We start from the raw sequence: 18990 nt of genomic DNA, 5'->3' as shown, positions 1-18990 counted from the left end.
TCAACACCCCCTCGATCGTTCGCGAGCTTCGCGTGAGTCGGGGCTGCAGCAAGATCGGCAAAAAAATTATCCACAGGCGAAAAAAGCCGGTCTGGATAACCTGAAACGACAAATTTCGATCTTTCCGGGCGGATTTTTTGATGCCGACAAGCGGGAATAAACGTCGCGGGTTCGGCCGGACGGTTCAGAATCGGCAAAATCGATGATCAACGACGAGTCAGACAGCCGCAGGAAAGACGGCGATTCGAACGCCAATGGTTCGAGTCCGAAACAGCCGCCAATGAAACGGAAGGGCGATCAACATGGGAAACAGCGCTGAAGAAAAGTGGCGGGGACAAGGGAGCGAGAAGTGAGGCAAGGAGCGCAGCGGCGCAGACAGCGAGCGTGACTCGGTCTGGAAATAGGTCTCCGCGGCACTCGACAGGAGAGTCTATCCACCGGGCAGCAGATAGCGTGCAGGCGGCTTGAAGGGAGCCCTCAAGCCGCGCACAACCCGGTTATCGACTAGTGCTTGAGCACCCGCGCCAGAAACGCCTGAGTGCGCTCATGCTGCGGCTGGTCGAAGAGTTGATTGGGCGGGCCCTGTTCAACGATCCGGCCTTCGTGCACGAACACCACGCGATCGGCGACTTCCCGGGCAAAGCCCATCTCGTGGGTGACGATCATCATGGTCATGCCGTCGTTCACCAGCTCGCGCATGGCGTCGAGAACCTCGCCGATCATCTCCGGGTCCAGCGCCGAGGTCGGCTCGTCGAACAGCATCAGCCGAGGTTCCATTGCCAGCGCCCGGGCGAGCGCCACGCGCTGCTGCTGACCGCCCGAAAGCTGAGTCGGATACTTGTCGGCCTGATCGGAAATGCCGACCCGCTCGAGCAGCTTGTCGGCGGTGGCATCGGCCTGCTGGCGCGTCCAGCCACGGACCTTGCGTGGTGCCAACGTGACGTTGTCGCGGATCGACAGGTGCGGAAACAGATTGAACTGCTGGAACACCATCCCGACCTCGGTGCGTACGGCCTGCAGCGATTTGCCGCTGGCCCCGTTGGGCATCAGGGTCTTGCCATCGACTTCGATGCGCCCGGACTGGAAGGGTTCGAGTCCGTTGACGCAGCGAATCAGCGTGGATTTCCCCGAGCCGCTGGCACCGATGATGACCACGACTTCGCCATGGGCCACGCTGAGGTCGATCTCCTGCATCACGTGCAGGCTACCGAAGTGCTTGTTGACCTTGTCGAGACGCACGATCGGCGATGCCTCGGCCGTCTGAGCGGTGTCCTGGTTGCTTACGCGATCGTTCATCCCACCAACCCCTTGCGTTCGAGCAGACTCAGAGCCAATGACAGACTCAGGGTAATCGCCAGGTAGAGCAGGGCGATCATGAAGTAGACCTCCAGCGCGGTGAAGGTATTGGCGATGTAGACCTGGCCCTGGCGGACCAGCTCGCCGACCCCGATCACCGAGAACAGCGAGGTGTCCTTGATGCTGACGATGCCCTGATTGCCGAGCGCCGGAATCATCCGGCGCAGGGCCTGAGGCCAGATCACGTAGCGAAAGGTCTGGGGCGGCGACAGCCCCAGCGACAGCCCGGCTTCGCGTTGGCCGCGTTCGATCGACTGCACGCCGCCACGGACGATCTCCGAGATATAGGCGCCGGCGTTGAGGGCGATAGCGGCGATACCCGCCGTCAGCGCGTTGATCGGGCCACCCAGCAGCGTGGGCAGGCCGTAGAAGATGAATAGCACCTGGACCAGCACCGGCGTGCCGCGGAAAACCTCGATATAGACCACGGCGGGAATTCGCAGCCAGCGAGTGGGCCCGATCCGCATCAGGCCGAAAACGATGCCGACCACGAAGCCGATGGCCAGGCCGACGAAAGAGATGAGCAGGGTGTAGGGCAGACCCTTGAGCAGGAAAGGCAGCGAATCGATCGCCGCCTGCCAGTCGAACTGGAAGTTGAACTCCACGGGGTGTCTCCGTTGGCAACGCGAGCAAAAGACCTCACCGCCATGCGATGAGGTCTTCCTGAACTGCCGTCTTCAAGAACGGACAGTCACGGTATCCGCAAACATCGAGGCCGGCGCGAGAGCGCCGGCCTCGATCAGACGTGGTCGGTCATTTGGCGTCAGCCGCTTCGCCGAACCATTTCTTGTGGATTTCGTCGTAGGTGCCGTCGTCATGCATGGCCTTCAGCGCCTTGTTGGCAGGCTCTACCCACTGGCTGTCCTTGGCAAAGGCGATGCCGTACTGCTGGCCTTCATACAGCGGGCCGACGGTCTTGACCTTGTCCTTGCCTTTGGTCTGGGCGAAGTAGCCGACGTTGGGCGCGTCGTAGAAAACCGCGTCCGCGCTGCCGCCCATCAGTGCCATGTACATGTCGGAGCTGCCCGGATAGGGCGTGATCTCGGCATCGTCGCCCAGCTTCTCCTGCAGGTAGTCATAGCTGGTGGAGCCGATCTTGGTCGCGATGCGCTTGCCTTCCAGATCGTCGAGGGATCCCACGTCGCTGTCGTCGGAGACCAGAATGCGCAGGCCGGAGTCGTAGTAGGGGTCGCTGAAATCGACGATCTGCTGGCGTTCGTCGGTGATGGTGATGCCGGCGATCGCCAGATCGACGTTGCCGGTCTGCACCGCGGGGATGATGCCGTTGAAATCCATGGTATTGAGATCGACCTTGAAGCCGGCGCGGTCGGCGATCTCGTGCAGGATGTCCATATCGAAGCCGACCATCTCGCCACTGTCCTGATCCATCATCTCGAACGGGACGAAGCTGGGGTCGGTGACGGCCTTGAGCGTGGTGTCCTGCGCATTGGCCAGGCTGGAGGCACCCAGCGACAGGGCGAGGGCGGGGATGGCGAGCCAGTAGCTCAGGGATGTGTTGTTTTTCATGGTTTCCTCACGTCTTTATCGATTAGGGCAATCGACGACTACCTTGAGGAATCTTGTTACTGAACGTCAAGTCGACCTAGGTTTTGCTCGAAAATGCCTGCGCTCGACCATACTGCGTTAAAAACTGACTGGAGCTCCTGCCCGGTCAAAATACTCACCGCGTAAACTCCGCTATTTCCTCAGTTTTTGCCTTGTCTGCTCGTCGCTCGGCTAATTTTCGATTCAAAACCTAGTTTACCGCCCCAGTTCCTAGACCGAGAACGAGGCGCCGCAGCCACAGGTGGATTGGGCATTGGGGTTCTTGATGATGAAACGGGCCCCGGCCAAGCCTTCCTCGAAATCCACCGTCGAGCCGACCAGATACTGGTAGGAGAGCGAATCCACCACCAGGCTGACGCCGTCGTTGTCGATCACGGTGTCATCCTCGGCGGTCTGGTCGCCGAGATCGAAGCCGTACTGGAATCCCGAACAGCCGCCGCCGGTGACATAGACCCGCAGCTTGAGGCTTGAGTTGTTCTCTTCGGCAATCAACGCCTTGACCCGCGTAGCGGCGGCATTGGTGAAGAACATCGGGGTCGGAGCGAAAGACTCCACTGTGCTCATTGTCACGCTCCCGTGCGTGCCGGCCGTCGATCGAAGTGGCCGGTCTAGCGAAAATGGCATGGGCGGTGAAAACCGCCTCGTTGAAGTCCATTATCGGTAATACCGAGTAAAAGGGTCAACTTTAGCCTTGGCGAGGCCGGCGCGAGTCTGCCAGCGGCCGTCACGGATCAGTGTCTACGGATCAGTGTATGATGTCTGTCTCGTCAACCGCTTGGACGGTGTCGCCGGTGGCTCGCACAGGTATCGGGCTGCATGGCTATCGCCCGGCTGGACGAGCGCTTTGGATCGGGCAAGGAGGACGCTTTGCCACGCGTGCCGCGGTTTATCCCCAGACGTCTCAGCCTCGAACGATTTCGACGCCAGCTGGCGAGCGTCGATGCCATGCCGCAGCTCTGCCTGCTGGGCATTCTTGCCGGCATCCTGACCGGAACCGTGATGGTCGTTTTCCGGTTGCTGCTGGAATTCGGCGCGCTGTTTTTCATCCCCGGTGACGACCCGGAAGCGTTCGAGACCCTGTCGCCGCTGTTTCGTGCCGGTCTGCCGCTGGTCGCCGTTGCCCTGATCGGGGCGTGGCTATGGCCGCAACCCAGTCGCGCGCTGAAGATGGGGATCGGCCACGTCATCGAGCGTCTCGCCTATCATCAGGGCAAGATGCCGCTGCGCAACTGGATCAATCAGTGGTGGGTCGGGGTGATTTCGGTGATCGGTGGACTCTCGGCCGGTCGTGAAGGGCCGGCGATCCATCTCGGCTCGGCGGCGTCGAGCTGGATCGGCTCGCGTCTGCGTCTGCCCCACAACAGCCTGCGGGTACTGGTGGCTTGCGGCACCGCGGCCGGGATTTCCGCCTCGTTCAATACCCCGATCGCCGGGGTCATCTTTGCCATGGAAGTGGTGATGATGGAGTACACCATCGCCGGCTTCATGCCGGTGATCCTCGCCGCCACCATGGGGGCGCTGGTCTCCTGGGCGGTCTACGGGGCCGAGCCGGCCTTCAGCGTACCGCCACTTCAGCTCAATTCGCTGCTGGATCTGCCCTGGATCGTGCTGACCGCCCTGGTGGTGGGTCTGCTCGCCGGCGGTTTCGTGCGCTTGGCCCAGGGGCATCCTTCGATCAGCCGCCTGCCTTTTGCCCTGCGTCTGGCGATCATCGGGCTGCTTACAGGCGCCGTCGCCTGGTGGTATCCCCAGGTCCAGGGGATCGGCTACGACAGCCTGGAGCAGATGCTCAACGGGCCGATGGCGCTGGACGTGCTGCTGGTGCTGGCGGTGGTCAAGCTGGCGCTGACCGGACTCTGCATGGCGGGTGGTGTGCCGGTGGGCGTGATCGGGCCGATGCTGGTTTCCGGCGCCGCCGTGGGCGCGGTGATGGGCATGCTCGGCGGGACGCTGCTGCCGAGCGTGGTCACGACGCCGGATCTGTACGCTGTACTCGGCATGGCGGCGATGATGGGTGCGGCGCTGCAGGCGCCGTTGGCCGCCCTGCTGGCGCTGCTGGAGCTGACCCGCAATTCGGCGATCATGCTGCCGGGCATGCTGGCGGTGGTAGTCGCGGTGCTCACCGCTCGCCAGCTCTGCCGCTGCCAGGGATTCTTCCTCTCCAGCCTGACTCAGCAGGGGCTTCACCCGTTGCAGCAGCCGCTGATGCAGGCATTGTCACGGGTCGCGGTGCCGGCAGTGATGGAGCGCAATCTGGTGCGCACGCCGCGGGTCATCGACCATGATCGGGCCAAGGCGCTGCTCGATTCCAAACCGACCTGGCTGGTGATCATCCAGGAGGGTAAGGACAAGCCGCCACTGGCGATGAAGGCCGCTCACCTGGCGCGGGTACTGCATGACGAGGCATGGCTCGCGGAGCATGCCCAGATCGATCTCGAGGAAGTTCCCGGACAGCGTCTCGATTTGGCGCCGGTGCATCTGGAAGCGACGCTGTCCGAGGCCTACGACACGCTCAACGAATCCGGGCTCGATGCGCTCTACGTGGAGCACACCACGGCGCCGATGATTCGCAAGATTTCCGGTATCATCACTCGCGAGGCGATCGAGAACTATTATCGACGTAAGCGCTGACGTCTCCTATTCGTGAGCACCGACGCCTGTGTACCGGCGCTTATGCACAAGCACCGGCAACGAGCGTCTCCCACGGAGGTCGAGCCGTGTCGTTGCTGACCGGGCTGCCGACCACACTTGCCTACCACACTGGATAGCGCAACGAACACACCGCAGCGATCGACGAGGAGAGCAACCATGCGAAAAGTGACCGGCTACCTCGCCACCCGATCCCGAATGGCGACGAAACTTCCGGGGTGGGCGCCATGATCCGTCATGCCGACAAGCCCGTGGTGATGGTTCTGGCGGGCCACGATCCCAGTGGCGGCGCCGGATTGGTTGCGGACGCCGAAGCCGTGAGAGGTTGCGGCGGCTGGCCGGTGACCATACCCACCGCGTTGACCGTGCAATCGACCCGCGAGGTCATCAGCGTCGAACCCTGTCGAGGAGATTACATTCGTCGTGCGGCGCGCGCGCTGTTCGACGATTTTCGTATCGCGGCCATCAAGGTCGGCGTGATCCCCAATCTCGAGGTGCTGGAGGCGGTGATCGACGTCGCCCGTATGAGCCCCGGTACGCCGTTGATCGTCGATCCGGTCATTCGTGGCGGTGACGGCTCCGAGTTATCCACAGTCGATTTGATCGAGCCGATTCGTCGCCGACTGTTACCCCTTGTGGATATCTTGACCCCCAATCGACACGAGCTGGCACGTCTGACTTTTGCTATCGGAGGAGACGACGTGGCCCGGGTGGTGGAGATAATGTCGCTGGGCTGCGCGGCCGTGCTGGTGACCGGCACGGATCCGCTGGATGGCGAGTCGGCCGCAGGCAATGTGGTGCATACTCTGCACACGCCGGAACTCAATCGGCAGTGGCAATGGCCACGGCTGCCCGCTCATTATCATGGCTCTGGCTGTACCCTGGCCTCGGCGTTGGCGACCCGTCTGGCCGCCGGGGAAGGATTGGCCGCAGCCTGCGCTCAGGCTCAACGCTTCACCTGGGATACGCTGGATAACGGCTTGGCGCTGGGGCAGGGCCAGTATCTGCCTGACCGGGTCTGGCGTGCGCCCGACTTCGATGCCACGCTGGAATGATGATCTCGATGCCGCCGGTCTCGACCGTCCCGAACGCGCTGTCTGGGAGGGTCGAACCAGGCTTCATGCAAGGTTTATTCAAGAGTTATGCACGGGTTTATGAACAAGGGGCTTTACGCGATCACCGATAGCCGATTGCTGCCGGATGACAGAACCCTGCTGGATGCCTGCGAATCGGCACTGGAAGCGGGGCTCGTACTGTTGCAATATCGCGACAAGTCCGCGGATGGCGCTCGTCGCCGACGCCAGGGCGACGCCCTGGCCGCACTCTGCGAACGCCATGGCGTACCCTTGATCGTCAACGACGATCTCGAACTGGCGCTACGCCTGCAACAACGTTGGGGCACTATCATCGGGCTACACCTGGGTCAGGAGGACGTATCGGTCGCTTCTGCCAGAGAGCGCCTGGGACGTGACGCGATCATCGGCGCGACCTGCCACGACTCGGTGGCACTGGCGCGTGCGGCCGCCGAGGCCGGCGCCAGCTATCTGGCGTTCGGGCGCTTTTTCGCCTCGCGCACCAAGCCTGGGGCCGCATCGGCACCGCTGTCGATTCTTGCCGAGGCCGAATCCCTCGGGTTGCCCCGGGTGGCGATCGGCGGAATCGATGTCGACACCGCCGGCCAGGCCCGAGCGGCGGGCGCCGAGATGCTGGCGGTTGTCCATGCGATCTTCGGCCAGCCGGACGTCGGCCGAGCGGTGGGCGAACTCAATGCCCGTCTCGCCGAGATGGCTTTGTCGAATTCCGCCATCGATGGAAAACCTGTCATCGATCGATGGCAGTAGAACTTTGCTGGAGAGAACACCATGACGACATCCGCCGAACTGTTCGAACGCGCCTGCCGGCACATTCCCGGCGGCGTCAATTCTCCGGTACGTGCCTTCAAGGGCATGTCGCAGCCGCCGGTCTTCGTCGAACGCGCCCAGGGCGCCTATCTGTTCGACGTCGAAGGCAAGCGTTATATCGATTACGTAGGCTCATGGGGCCCAATGATCACCGGACATGCCGATCCGGAGGTATTGAACGCGGTCCGCGAAAGGCTGGATAGTGGGCTCTCCTTCGGCACGCCGACGGCGATCGAGACCACCATGGCCGATCTGATCTGCGAGATCATTCCCTCCATCGATATGGTGCGGATGGTCAATTCCGGCACCGAGGCGACGATGTCGGCGATCCGTTTGGCCCGGGGCTATACCGGCCGCGACAAGATCGTCAAATTCGAGGGCAACTATCACGGGCATTCGGATTCGTTGCTGGTCAAGGCGGGTTCCGGCGCACTGACCCATGGCGAGCCCAGTTCGCCCGGCGTGCCGGCTTCGCTCGCCGAACACACCATTACGCTGGCCTATAACGACATCGAAGCGGTGCACGAGTGCTTCGAAGCCATGGGCGAGCAGATCGCCTGCATCATCGTCGAGCCCGTGGCCGGCAACATGAACTGCATTCCGCCGCAGCCCGGTTTTCTGGAGGCGCTGCGCGAGGTCTGCAACAGTCACGGCAGCGTGCTGATCTTCGACGAGGTCATGACCGGATTTCGCGTGGCACTGGGCGGCGCTCAGGCGCACTACGGCGTCACCCCGGACCTGACCTGCCTGGGCAAGATCGTCGGCGGCGGCATGCCGGTGGGCGCCTTTGGCGGCAGACGCGACATCATGGAACAGATTTCACCGCTGGGGCCGGTCTATCAGGCCGGTACGCTGTCCGGCAATCCGCTGGCCATGGCCGCCGGCATCACGCTGCTCGAGAAAGTGCGCCAGCCGGGTTTCCACGAGGCCCTTTCCACGCGCGTCGAGACGCTGTGCGAAGGACTCGAGGCGCGGGCCCGCGATGCCGGTATCGAATTGATTACCCAGCGCGCCGGGGGCATGTTCGGGCTCTTCTTCACCGCCCAGCAGCGGGTCGACAACTTCGGCCAGACCATGGCCTGTGATGCCCAGGCGTTTCGTGATTTCTTCACCCGGATGCTGGAATCCGGTGTCTACCTGGCACCGTCCGCGTTCGAAGCCGGTTTCATGTCGAGCGCGCACACCCACGACGATATTCAGACGACCTTGATGGCCAGCGAACGTGCCTTCGCCGCCATGCGTCAGCTATAAGACACGAACGCGACTGACAGGGAGACGACGCATGAGCCGAACGCTGATACAGGCGCTCAAGGAGGGTGACGGTTTCGATCACCCGATTGGCGCTGTCGAGGTGTTCGAAACCCCCATCTCCTGGGTGGTATCGACGGGCGAGTACGCCTACAAGATCAAGAAGCCGCTGGATTACGGCAGCTTCCTCGATTTTTCGACGCTGGAGAAGCGGCGTCGCCTTTGCGAGCAGGAAGTCACGCTGAATCGCCGCGTGGCGCCGACGCTCTATATCGGCAGCGTGGCGATCTCGGGATCCGAGACGGCGCCGCGGGTCAACGACGACAGCGCGCCGATCGAATACGCGGTCAAGATGCGCCAGTTCAGCAGCCGCCATCTGCTCAGTTCGCTACAGGCCAGCGGCGAACTGTCGGCGGAGTTGATCGACGATCTGATCGATCAGCTCGTCGCGCTGCATGAGTCGGCCGATCGCGTCGATGACGACAGCCCCTACGGCTCTCCCGAGCATATTCGCCAGATGCTGGTCGAGGAGTTCGAACTGATCGAGTCGTTGCTGGAATCGCCTGCGGATCTGGCCGAACTCGAGCGGGTCAAGACCTTGAGCCTGGAGAGTTTCGCTCGGCTCGAGCCGGTTCTCGAGACCCGTCGGCGCAACGGTTTCATTCGCGCGAGCCACGGCGATATCCATCTCGGTAACGCGGTGCGCTTCGAAGGGCGTGCGATCCTGTTCAATGGAATCGAGTTCAACGAGCGCCTGCGCTGGTGCGACGTTGCCTGCGAACTCGCTTTCCTGATCATGGATCTGGAAGCCCGAGGCGAAACTGAGTTCGCGCACTATGCGCTCAATCGTTATCTCGAGCTCTCCGGGGATTATCAGGTCGTCCGCCTGCTCAACTTCTACAAGCGCCACCGAGCGCTATTGCGGGCACGGATCGAACTGGTGCGCGATCACGATGCCGGTATCATCGACGACCTGCCGGCGGGCGAGCCGATCGACGTGTTCCGTCGCTATTTGACCATGGCGCAGGCGTACAGCGAGTTTCGCTTTCCCTACCTGATTCTGGCGGTCGGTGTCTCCGGCAGCGGAAAAAGCCGTTTCACCGAAGAGATCGTGCGGCGTCTGGGTGGTGTGCGGATTCGTTCCGATGTCGAGCGTAAGCGGCTGTTCGATTTCACGTCGGCACCGGCCGATGCCGCCGAGGTCTACAGCGAGGAAACCACCGACCAGACCTACCGTCGTCTTGCCGAACTCACGGGCATGGTACTCGAAGCAGGGCTGCCGGCGTGTATCGATGCCACCTGCCTGCTGCTGGAGCAGCGCAAACGGCTTCGATTCGAGGCCGAAAAGCGCGGGCTACCGGTTCTGATCGTCAGTTTCGAAGCCGATCAGGCCACGCTCAGAGCGCGTATCGTCAAGCGTGCCAGACGTAGCGGGGAATCGTCGGAGAAGAGTCTTTCGATTCTGGAGCAGCAGTTGCAGCGCTTCGAGTCATTTGCCAGCAACGAGACGACCCATCTGGTCCACCTCGATACGACGGCGCCCGACGCCAACCTGACGCTGGCCTCGTTGATTCAGGAGCGCATGCGGCTGAACTGAAAAATCCCCGGGAAAGCCGCTGGACTATGGCTTTCCGGGGGAATCAGGTACGACTGAGGGCGACGTACGAGGGTCAGGGGCTTTCAGCGACGCCCGCTGGCGTAGCGCGAGGCCATCACCGGAATCGTGCCCAGGTTCTGGCGGGCCCAGTTGGTGGCCTGGATGCGGTTGTGGACGTTGATCTTGCGAAACAGGTTGTAGAGATGCGACTTGACCGTATGCTCGCTCACGAACAGCTTTTCCGCGATTTCGGTATTGCTGGCGCCCGATACCAGCAGCGTGACGATCTCCAGCTCACGTCGGGTCAGGCCGCATACCGGCCGATAGGTATTGACCTGCTGGCGACGATAGAAGTCGATCAACATGGCGGAAAGCGGACGGGATATCCACAGCTCGCCCCCCAGTAACTGGACGATTCCTTTGCAGATCAGCTCCAGGTTGTCCTGGCGGTAGAAGACCCCGCGAAGATGGATGCCGATCAACAGCTCCATGACCTGCTTGTTATCGCGAACGTTGAACGCGGAGAGAATGATCGCGTCACTCTCTTCTGCCCGCGTGTTCCACGCCAGCAGGTCCTTTTCCTGAACATGGTCTCCATCCAGAAGTACGAGAGCTCGGCGTCCCTCTGCCAGGGGAAACCGCTCCTGAGGACTGAGTGCCGAGACTCGACACCCGGTTTTCTGATGGATGTAGTCCAGAAAGAGGACGGATTGTGAGTTACAATCTGTAACAAGTACGATATCGGTATTTTCGGTGTTCATGGTCTGATCCCTTCGAAGGATTTTAATTAGTGTTTTAATTTTTTCGTTGCAACCCCTAGCTGAAAAACCTACCGCATCCCGTGTTTTTGGGAGCTCAATAATGTGAATAAAACCCATCCGTTGTAAATATACTGCATCTAGTTTTCTACGAAGTGACAGACTGTAAATAATTAAGATAACGATAATGTTCTAAAAAAGTCATTATCAATCAGTTTGTTGCGTGAAAAATTACAATGTAAACTCAAAGAACACCGTTTTCTTTGCGAGAAAAAGCACGCTTCCTTGCATCTTTGGCAGGGATATTGGTTAGTCAAAGCAATGACTTTTCTCACCCCAGTCGATAGTGGCAACTTCATGAGCCATGAAGCGGGTCGCTTGCCCCAACCGCCGTGGCCCGTAGAATGGGCTTTTTGTCAGGAAACCGTCATGAGTGTGGATAGCGAAAATCTGGTCATTGCCAGTGGCAATCCTGGAAAACTGGCTGAATTTCAGCAGCTTCTGGGCCCGCTGGGTCTGAACGTGCAGCCTCAGTCGGATTTCGGCGTGAGTGGCGTCGAAGAGACAGGGCTGACCTTCGTCGAGAACGCCATCCTCAAGGCCCGCGCCGCTTCACGCGCCAGCGGGTTACCGGCGCTGGCCGATGACTCGGGGCTGGCAGTCGATGCGCTGTCGGGCGCTCCGGGTATCTACTCGGCGCGTTATGCCGGGGTGGCCGAAGGTGGCGAATCCCAGGACAAGGCCAACAATGCCAAGCTGCTGGCCGCACTCAAGGATGTCGCTGAAGGCGAGCGCACGGCGCGTTACTGGTGTGTGCTGGTTTACCTGCGTCATGCCGATGATCCGGTGCCACTGATCGTCCAGTCCGACTGGAAAGGCGACATCCTGGCCTATCCTCGCGGCAGCGGGGGTTTCGGTTACGATCCGCTGTTCTGGATTCCCGAATGCGGCATGAGCGTGGCCGAGCTCAGCGGCGACGAGAAAAATCGCTTGAGCCACCGCGGGCGTGCGCTGCAGACGCTGATGGAGCAGTTCAATCAATGAGGGCTTTACCGCCGCTGGCACTGTACATCCACGTGCCCTGGTGCGTGCGCAAATGCCCCTACTGCGATTTCAACTCGCACGGTGTGGGACGTGGTGCCGAACTGCCGGAAACCCGCTATGTCGAGGCGTTGCTGGCCGATCTCGACCATGATCTGGAGGCGGTTCAGGGGCGGGAGATCGTCTCCATTTTCATCGGCGGCGGCACGCCGAGCCTGTTTTCCGCCGCAGCGTATCAACGTCTGTTCGACGGGTTGCGTCAGCGGCTGACGTTCGCCGCCGACATCGAGATCACCCTGGAAGCCAATCCGGGAACGGTGGAGCAGGCCCGCTTCGAGGGCTATCGCCGAGCCGGTATCAACCGGCTATCCATCGGCGTGCAGAGCTTCGCGGCGGATCAGCTCGCGGCGCTGGGACGGATCCACAGTGGCGAAGAGGCGGTGCGCGCCATGCGCAGCGCCCGTGACGCCGGTTTCGACAACGTCAATCTGGACCTGATGCACGGTTTGCCCGGGCAGACGCTCGAGACGGCGCTGGGGGACATCGAACAGGCCCTGGTCCTGGAGCCCACGCATCTGTCGTGGTATCAGCTGACACTGGAACCGAACACCGAATTCTTCTCCCATCCGCCAGCGCTGCCCGATGAAGAACGGCTATGGGATATCCAGGACGCCGGCCATGCGCTGATCGAATCCGCGGGGCTGACGCGCTACGAAATTTCCGCCTACGCCCGGCCCGACCGGCAGGCGCGACATAATCTCAACTACTGGCGCTTCGGCGACTATCTCGGCATCGGCGCCGGCGCCCATGGCAAGCTCTCTTTCATCGATTCGACAGGGCAGTGGCGTATCGAGCGGCGCTGGAAAACACGTCAGCCCGAAGCCTACCTGCGTCGTCTGAATGATCCCCGCGGCTTCGTGGCCGGTGGTCAGCCGGTGGACGCCTGCGCATTGCCGCTGGAATTCCTGATGAACGCGCTGCGTCTGGTCGAAGGCGTGAATGCCGACGATTGGCAAAACCATACCGGCCGAGCGTTGTCTGAACTGACGCCGCGGTTGGAGGCGGCACGCCGCAAGGGGCTGTTGGGGGAGTCGCCATCGCGACTGCAAGCGACCCCGCAAGGCCTGTTATTCTTGAATGACTTGCTCGCGCTGTTCGACGAAAAAGTTCGATGAAGAAAGTTCGATGACGAGCGTTAGACGAAGCCTTTCGACTCTCGAATGACAGCCGGGTAGTAACGGATCCATCGTCGCGTTGCCGTCGATAGCGGCGGGCGTGACGAGTCGCCAGCAAGGAGCCTTTAGGCATGAAGATGATGAAGAAGACGTTCTGGTTGTCCATTCCGGTTGCTATGGCGGTCGGCGTGACCGGCTGTGCTTCCAGCGGTGCCGATAATCAGCAGCAGCAAGGTGGTGGCAACACCAAGACCTGGAGCGGGGCGGGAATCGGTGCCGTTGCTGGCGCTGTTGTCGGCGCGTTGACCGGTGATGGCGGCAGTAGTACCCGGGATCGCGCGTTGATCGGCGCGGCCGCCGGCGCGGCCGCTGGTGGCGGGATCGGCGCCTACATGGATTCGCAGGAGAAAGAGCTGCGCAACCGCCTCGATGGCACGGACATCGGCGTCGAGCGCGACGGCAACAATCTGATCCTCAACATGCCGAGCAGCGTGACCTTCGACGTCGATGCCAGTGATCTGAAGACGCCGGCACGTCAGGCGCTCAACGACGTCAATGCGGTGCTGCGCGCCTATCCGGAGACCCGTATCAATGTCGGCGGTTATACCGACAGCACCGGCTCCGACAGCTACAACCAGAAGCTCTCCGAGCGCCGTGCGCAATCGGTGGCGACCTACCTCGAGCAGGGCGGCGTCGAGTCCGGGCGCATCAACGCGGTCGGCTACGGCGAGACGAACCCGGTCGCCAGTAACGATACCGACGCCGGTCGCTCGCAGAATCGTCGCGTCGAGATTACCCTGACGCCGACGCAGCAGTCCTGAGGCAATCGATGGCGTGATCGCGAGGCCCGCCACGGGTTCGCCGATCGCCGCTTTGATCTCGATTCCGGGCGCAACCTTCGGGTTGCGCCCGTTTGATTGGATGGATTCCCATGCTCGCCTATCAGCACGCCTACCACGCCGGCAACTTCGCCGATGTGCACAAACACCTGGGTTTGCGCCAGCTCGTGGCAGCGCTGACGCACAAGGTGTCGGCGATCAGTTTCGTCGATACCCATGCCGGGCGAGGGCTCTATCCGTTGGCGGCAGCGGAGACGCAAAAGCTCGGTGAATACCGTCAAGGCGTCGAGCGGCTTTGGCAACGTCGCCGCGGTTTCCCGGTGGAATCGCCGATCGGCGAGTGGCTGGCGGCGCTCGAGACGTTGCAGACCGGCACCGAGTTGAGCCGCTACCCCGGCTCGCCGTGGTGGCTGGGATCGACGCTGCGATCCCAGGATCGGCTGACCCTGTTCGAGCTGCATCCGGGCGAGCATCGTCATCTGACGGATCAGCTATTGCCGGCGGATGCTGCGGTGCAACGCCGTCACGCCGACGGTCTCAAGGGGTTGGTGAAGCTGGTTCCGGTTTCCACGCCACGACTTTGCGTGCTGATCGATCCCAGCTACGAGAGAAAAGAGGAATATGACGAGGTTGCCGCCACGCTGATTCAGCTGGTGCGCAAGGTCCGTCACGCGGTCGTGCTGGTGTGGTATCCGCTACTGCCGGCCGGACGCCACCAGACGATGCTGGCCACGCTGCGCGACGCAGGAATTCCCAAGCTCTGGCGTAGTGAACTGCAGCTACGCGAGCCCGCTGCCGAGCGCGGCATGTACGGCAGCGGGTTGTTGATGCTCAATCCGCCCTGGCAGCTCGATCAGACCCTCGACACGGCCTTCTCCCAACTGGCCCCGGTGCTGGCGGACGACGCCAGTCACCATAGCGAATGGTGGACGGGCGAGGCGTGACGGCGGCGTCGAGCGCCGCCGTGCTTGCACAGCCCCCCGAAACCAGTACTCGTCGCGATGCCTAGATCAGGTTCGTTGACGGGTTGGCGGGGCTTTCGGTGCCTTCGGGTTCCTCGCCCTTGATCGCGGCGATGAATTCGTCGCCCCAACGCCGGATATCGTTGTAGCTGACGATATCGTTGAGCTGGCGCAGACGCGCTTCGGCATCGGCCCGCGGTAGATTGAGGGCCAGGTAGCAGGTCCTGGCAAGATCGCGGCGGTCGTGCGGGTTGGTCAGAATCGCGCCTTTCAATTCGGCGGCGGCACCGGCGAATTCCGACAGCACCAGTACGCCGCAGCCCTGGGTCATACCCTGGGTGGCAGCGAACTCCTTGGCGACCAGATTGAGACCGTCGCGCAGCGGGGTGATCCACATCACGTCGGCCATGGCGTACCAGGCCACGACTTCCTCGAACGGGAAACCGCGGAAATAGAACTGCACCGGGGTCCAGCCCACATCGGCGAAGCGCCCGTTGATATGGCCGATGGTCTGCTCGATCTGCGTCTGCAGCTCGTTGTAGATCGTCATTTCCCGGGCCGCGGGCACGCAGATGCTGACCAGCGTCACCTTGCCACGCAGCTCCGGATTCTCGTCGAGCAGCAGCTCGTAGGCCTGCAGTTTCTCGAGAACCCCCTTGGTGTAATCGAGGCGTTCCACCGACAGGATCAGCTTGACCCCGCTGAACTCTTCTCTCAGCTCCGCCATGCGCGAGCTGGCACCCTCCATTTCCAACGCATTCTGGATCCGGCCGATATCCAATCCGACCGGGTGCGCACCCAGACGGACGACGCGAGAGCCGGTATCGACTGCGGTGGTCATCGTCTCCAGGCCCACGGCGCAGCCGTAGGTCAGAAAGCGCGGCGCGCAGCTCTGCCGGGAGAGCGTGGTCAGCGGCACGACGCCGCGGGCGACGTCGACGAAGTTCTCGACCTGGCGCGGAATATGGAAGGCGACGTAGTCGCACTGGAGCAGACTGCCGATGATCTCGCGGCGCCACGGCAGCACGTTGAACACGTCCGCCGACGGGAAATAGGTGTGGTGGAAGAAGGCGATCCGCAGATCCGGTCGCATCTCGCGCAGGTATGCCGGCACCATCCACAGGTTGTAGTCGTGAATCCAGATCAGCGCGCCCTCGGCGGCTTCCTCGGCGGTGCGTTCGGCGAAGGCGCGATTGACCTCGCAGTAGACTTCCCAGTCGTCTTCACGAAAGTGCGCCCGCTCCCAGAAGGTGTGCAGCGTCGGCCAGAAGGCCTCCTTGGAGAAGCGCTTGTAGAAGGTGTCGACCTGGACCTTGGTCAGCGGCACCCGGGCCGCGGTCAGCAGCGGATACTGCTTGGCGTCGACACTGGTGTGAGTCACGAAATCCTCTTCGTCATCCTCCTCGTAGATCGACCACGCAATCCACGAACCGCGCTGGTTGGCGAAGAAACTCAGCAACGTCGGGATGATGCCGTTGGGCGATGTCGGACGGCGACGCTGGATCTTGCCGTCGACCCGGTACTCCTCGTAAGGAAGCCGGTGATACACCATCACCAGTTCGGCCTTGCCGGTCTGCGTCTCGTCGCGACGGTTTTCCGCCGCGACGCCATGGGCGCCGAGAAAGCCGAAATGGGCGAACGCCTCGATGATGCCGCCACAGCCGGTTTCTTCGGCATGCATCACGCGAGTCTGATTCTGGGTCTGTTCGAGCAGTGCGGGTTCCGAACCGCCGACGCACACGGACTTGAATCCGGCGGTCAGCATGGCGAGATCGTTCATGGTGTCGCCGGCGACCAGCACTTCTTCGGCGTCGATCTCGATCCATTCGACCAGCTTCTTCAGGCTGCTGCCCTTGTTGACGCCCTTGGGCAGGAAGTCAAGATAGCGGCCGGCCGAGTAGAGCATCTCGCAGTCCAGCTCCTGGGCCAGTTTCGTCAGCGCCTGGTCCTTGGCGAGCTCGGGCGGGCAGTAGTAGGAGCAGCGACGTAGCTGCGGTTCGTCCTGGCGCACGATATCGGGAAAGCGCTGCATGGCGCTGGCGATGCGAGATTCGCCGGGCCAGCTCGCATCGATCTCGTTCTGCAGCGGCTGGATGGACTGCAGGTTGTCGCCGTAATAGAGGCTGGCGCCCACGTCGGCGACGATGTAGTCCGGCTGGGGCAGCGTGGGGTCCGACAGCAGCGGCAGAATCGCCTCCAGGCTGCGGCCACTGATATAGGCGAGCTTGATATCCGGGTGCGCGGCGATGGTCTGATAGAGGCTGAGGCGGGCTTCGGGATCGCCGCCGAGAAAAGTGCCGTCGAGATCGGTTGCAAGTAACATGTTTTTCCTCCTGCCCGGCCTCTGTGGACCGGGGCGATTTTCCCTGCGCGAGCGGTTCGTGCGTTCGTCGAGTGACGTTGGCCCAGATTCAGATTCAGGGTCAGGTCCTGCCGGCCATCTCGACGATTCGCTGGCGTTCGTGCTCTTCGTAGAAACTGGGGTCGGCGAACAGATCCTTCTGCACGTCGTCGTACATCATCTCCAGAGCTTGGCTACTGGTCGGTGTCATGGGTTCGAAATGGGCCGTATCCCCGCTGACCAGCACCGATACGTGACGACGACGATAGATGGCATAGGCCGCCAGCAGCGCCATGACTGTCGCAATGTAGAGTGGCAGCCCCTGATCGCCAACGCTATGCATGATGACCCCGGCCAGAATCGGCGCGACGGCGCTCCCGGCTCCCTGAACCACCAGCATATCAGCTGAGCCGGCCACGATTTCGTCGGGATGCAACTGATCGATCAGCTGAGCCACGGCAATCGGATAGATGGAGAACGACAAACCGCCCCACAGGAAATATAGCCCGAGCAGGGTCAGCTGGTTGGGCGCGAACGGCATGGCGACGGCAGCGATCGCGGCCAGAATCACCACGTAGGTCATGACCCGCGGGCGATCGTGAGTATCGGAGAATCGACCGATGGGTATCTGCAGCAGCGCGCCGCCAACGATGGCGCAGCTCATCACCACGCCGACGCCGGCGACATCGAATCCGACACTCCGCGCGTAGACCGGCGTCAGGGTCCAGAACGCGCCCATGGCAAGACCGGACATCGCCGAGGCGGCGACGGCCAGCGGCGCGAACCCGAGCAATGCCTTGAGACTGCTCTTGGGTCGTGCCGGAATGACCGGCTGGCTGCGTTTGGTGATCGTGATCGGCAGCAGGGCCCAACTGATCAGGATCGATGCCAGCGCGAACAGCAGGAAGCCGTCGGGGCTATCCAGGCGCAGGATCTGTTGGGCGATGGCCAGCGCGCCCAGGTTGACCACCATGTAGATCGCGAAGACCCGGCCTCGCTGATGGCTGGCGGCCTGGCTGTTGAGCCAGCTTTCGATCACCGTCATCAGCGTGATGAACGAAAGACCGTAGATCACCCGCAGACCCAGCCACACCCAGGGGTTGATGAATATCAGGTGAAGCAGGGCCGCCGAGGCGCAGAGCCCGGCACAGAACGCAAAGGTGCGGATATGCCCCATGCGCTTGATCAGCCGGCCGCTGATCCAGGTACCGCCAATGAAGCCGATGAAGTACCCGGACATGATGAGGCCGATCAGACTGGTCGAAAAACCTTCGTCGGCGCCGCGCAGTGTCAGCAGGGTGTTGATCAGGCCATTGCCGAGCAACAGCAGCGCCACGCTGCCCAGCAACGCACGAATGGGTCGTAACAACGACCACATAGCTTTCTCCTTGCCATGGCTTGAATGCATTCATGCAGTAAGCGTGCCGAAGTCCCTGGAATTCGGTAAAACCGTTGTTATTATAAGATGATATTATCGTTTTATGATCTTAGCCATAATCGAGGTTATTCGATCATGTGCACTCGAATGGTGCTGATTGGCTGATTCGATTCAGCTTA

16 protein-coding genes are annotated in these 18990 nt (G+C 61.8%); 9 read left to right on the top strand and 7 right to left on the bottom strand.

What is annotated here, in order from left to right; translation table 11 throughout:
• Positions 1–504 precede the first annotated feature (504 nt).
• The 4 genes from BTW08_RS05215 to erpA form a co-directional block, all read right to left on the bottom strand.
• The gene (locus BTW08_RS05215) at positions 505–1296 is read right to left on the bottom strand and encodes an amino acid ABC transporter ATP-binding protein (RefSeq protein WP_075561463.1); all 792 of its coding nucleotides are present in this window, start codon (positions 1294–1296) and stop codon (positions 505–507) included.
• Positions 1293–1961 carry an amino acid ABC transporter permease gene (locus tag BTW08_RS05210; RefSeq protein WP_075561462.1) on the bottom strand — a complete coding sequence of 223 codons (669 nt, stop codon included), beginning with the start codon at positions 1959–1961 and terminating at the stop codon, positions 1293–1295. Before BTW08_RS05210 ends, BTW08_RS05215 begins: the two co-directional genes overlap by 4 nt.
• 148 nt (positions 1962–2109) lie before the next feature.
• A complete protein-coding gene (locus BTW08_RS05205; RefSeq protein WP_075561461.1) occupies positions 2110–2883 on the bottom strand; it encodes a transporter substrate-binding domain-containing protein in 774 nt (257 codons plus the stop codon).
• A gap of 249 nt (positions 2884–3132) precedes the next feature.
• A complete protein-coding gene (gene erpA, locus BTW08_RS05200) occupies positions 3133–3486 on the bottom strand; it encodes an iron-sulfur cluster insertion protein ErpA (RefSeq protein WP_075561460.1) in 354 nt (117 codons plus the stop codon).
• A 252-nt stretch (positions 3487–3738) separates the two neighbouring features.
• Here erpA and BTW08_RS05195 point away from each other — a divergent pair, with 252 nt between their 5' ends.
• From BTW08_RS05195 to BTW08_RS05175, 5 genes are all read left to right on the top strand, one after another.
• A complete protein-coding gene (locus tag BTW08_RS05195) occupies positions 3739–5553 on the top strand; it encodes a chloride channel protein (RefSeq protein ID WP_083627694.1) in 1815 nt (604 codons plus the stop codon).
• Positions 5554–5798: 245 nt separating this feature from the next.
• Positions 5799–6626, top strand: a complete 828-nt coding sequence (locus BTW08_RS05190; RefSeq protein ID WP_075561616.1) for a hydroxymethylpyrimidine/phosphomethylpyrimidine kinase — start codon at positions 5799–5801, stop codon at positions 6624–6626.
• A gap of 87 nt (positions 6627–6713) precedes the next feature.
• Positions 6714–7412, top strand: coding sequence for a thiamine phosphate synthase (thiE, locus tag BTW08_RS05185; RefSeq protein WP_139313579.1), 699 nt, complete (start codon positions 6714–6716; stop codon positions 7410–7412).
• Positions 7413–7433: 21 nt separating this feature from the next.
• Positions 7434–8723, top strand: a complete 1290-nt coding sequence (gene hemL, locus BTW08_RS05180; RefSeq protein ID WP_075561458.1) for a glutamate-1-semialdehyde 2,1-aminomutase — start codon at positions 7434–7436, stop codon at positions 8721–8723.
• A gap of 31 nt (positions 8724–8754) precedes the next feature.
• Positions 8755–10317, top strand: coding sequence for a bifunctional aminoglycoside phosphotransferase/ATP-binding protein (locus BTW08_RS05175; RefSeq protein ID WP_075561457.1), 1563 nt, complete (start codon positions 8755–8757; stop codon positions 10315–10317).
• Between the two features lie 83 nt (positions 10318–10400).
• On the opposite strand, the gene BTW08_RS05170 is transcribed toward BTW08_RS05175, so the two are convergent.
• The gene (locus BTW08_RS05170; RefSeq protein WP_075561456.1) at positions 10401–11078 is read right to left on the bottom strand and encodes a LuxR C-terminal-related transcriptional regulator; all 678 of its coding nucleotides are present in this window, start codon (positions 11076–11078) and stop codon (positions 10401–10403) included.
• A gap of 426 nt (positions 11079–11504) precedes the next feature.
• Here BTW08_RS05170 and rdgB point away from each other — a divergent pair, with 426 nt between their 5' ends.
• From rdgB to rlmJ, 4 genes are all read left to right on the top strand, one after another.
• Positions 11505–12119, top strand: a complete 615-nt coding sequence (gene rdgB, locus BTW08_RS05165; protein ID WP_075561455.1) for an RdgB/HAM1 family non-canonical purine NTP pyrophosphatase — start codon at positions 11505–11507, stop codon at positions 12117–12119.
• Positions 12116–13291 carry a radical SAM family heme chaperone HemW gene (hemW, locus tag BTW08_RS05160; protein WP_075561454.1) on the top strand — a complete coding sequence of 392 codons (1176 nt, stop codon included), beginning with the start codon at positions 12116–12118 and terminating at the stop codon, positions 13289–13291. The genes rdgB and hemW overlap by 4 nt, the downstream gene beginning before the upstream one ends.
• Positions 13292–13431: 140 nt before the next feature.
• Entirely contained in the window at positions 13432–14112 is a 681-nt protein-coding gene (locus BTW08_RS19435) for an OmpA family protein (protein WP_075561615.1), read from the top strand.
• Positions 14113–14222: 110 nt separating this feature from the next.
• Positions 14223–15074: a 23S rRNA (adenine(2030)-N(6))-methyltransferase RlmJ gene (gene rlmJ / locus BTW08_RS05150; protein WP_075561453.1), complete on the top strand. Its 852-nt coding sequence runs from the start codon at positions 14223–14225 to the stop codon at positions 15072–15074.
• 61 nt (positions 15075–15135) lie between these two features.
• Here the strand turns inward: rlmJ and ggpS are convergent, their stop codons facing one another.
• Both ggpS and BTW08_RS05140 read right to left on the bottom strand, forming a co-directional pair.
• Complete coding sequence (gene ggpS / locus BTW08_RS05145) at positions 15136–17415, bottom strand: glucosylglycerol-phosphate synthase (protein ID WP_075561452.1); 2280 nt, start codon at positions 17413–17415, stop codon at positions 15136–15138.
• A gap of 100 nt (positions 17416–17515) precedes the next feature.
• On the bottom strand, positions 17516–18811 hold the full coding sequence (locus BTW08_RS05140; protein WP_075561451.1) for an MFS transporter: 1296 nt from the start codon (positions 18809–18811) through the stop codon (positions 17516–17518).
• Between the last annotated feature and the right edge of the window lie 179 nt (positions 18812–18990).

This window comes from Salinicola sp. MH3R3-1, assembly GCF_001937155.1.
In the GTDB taxonomy this organism is placed as follows: domain Bacteria; phylum Pseudomonadota; class Gammaproteobacteria; order Pseudomonadales; family Halomonadaceae; genus Salinicola; species Salinicola halophyticus.
This window is presented reverse-complemented; position numbering and strand designations above follow the sequence as displayed.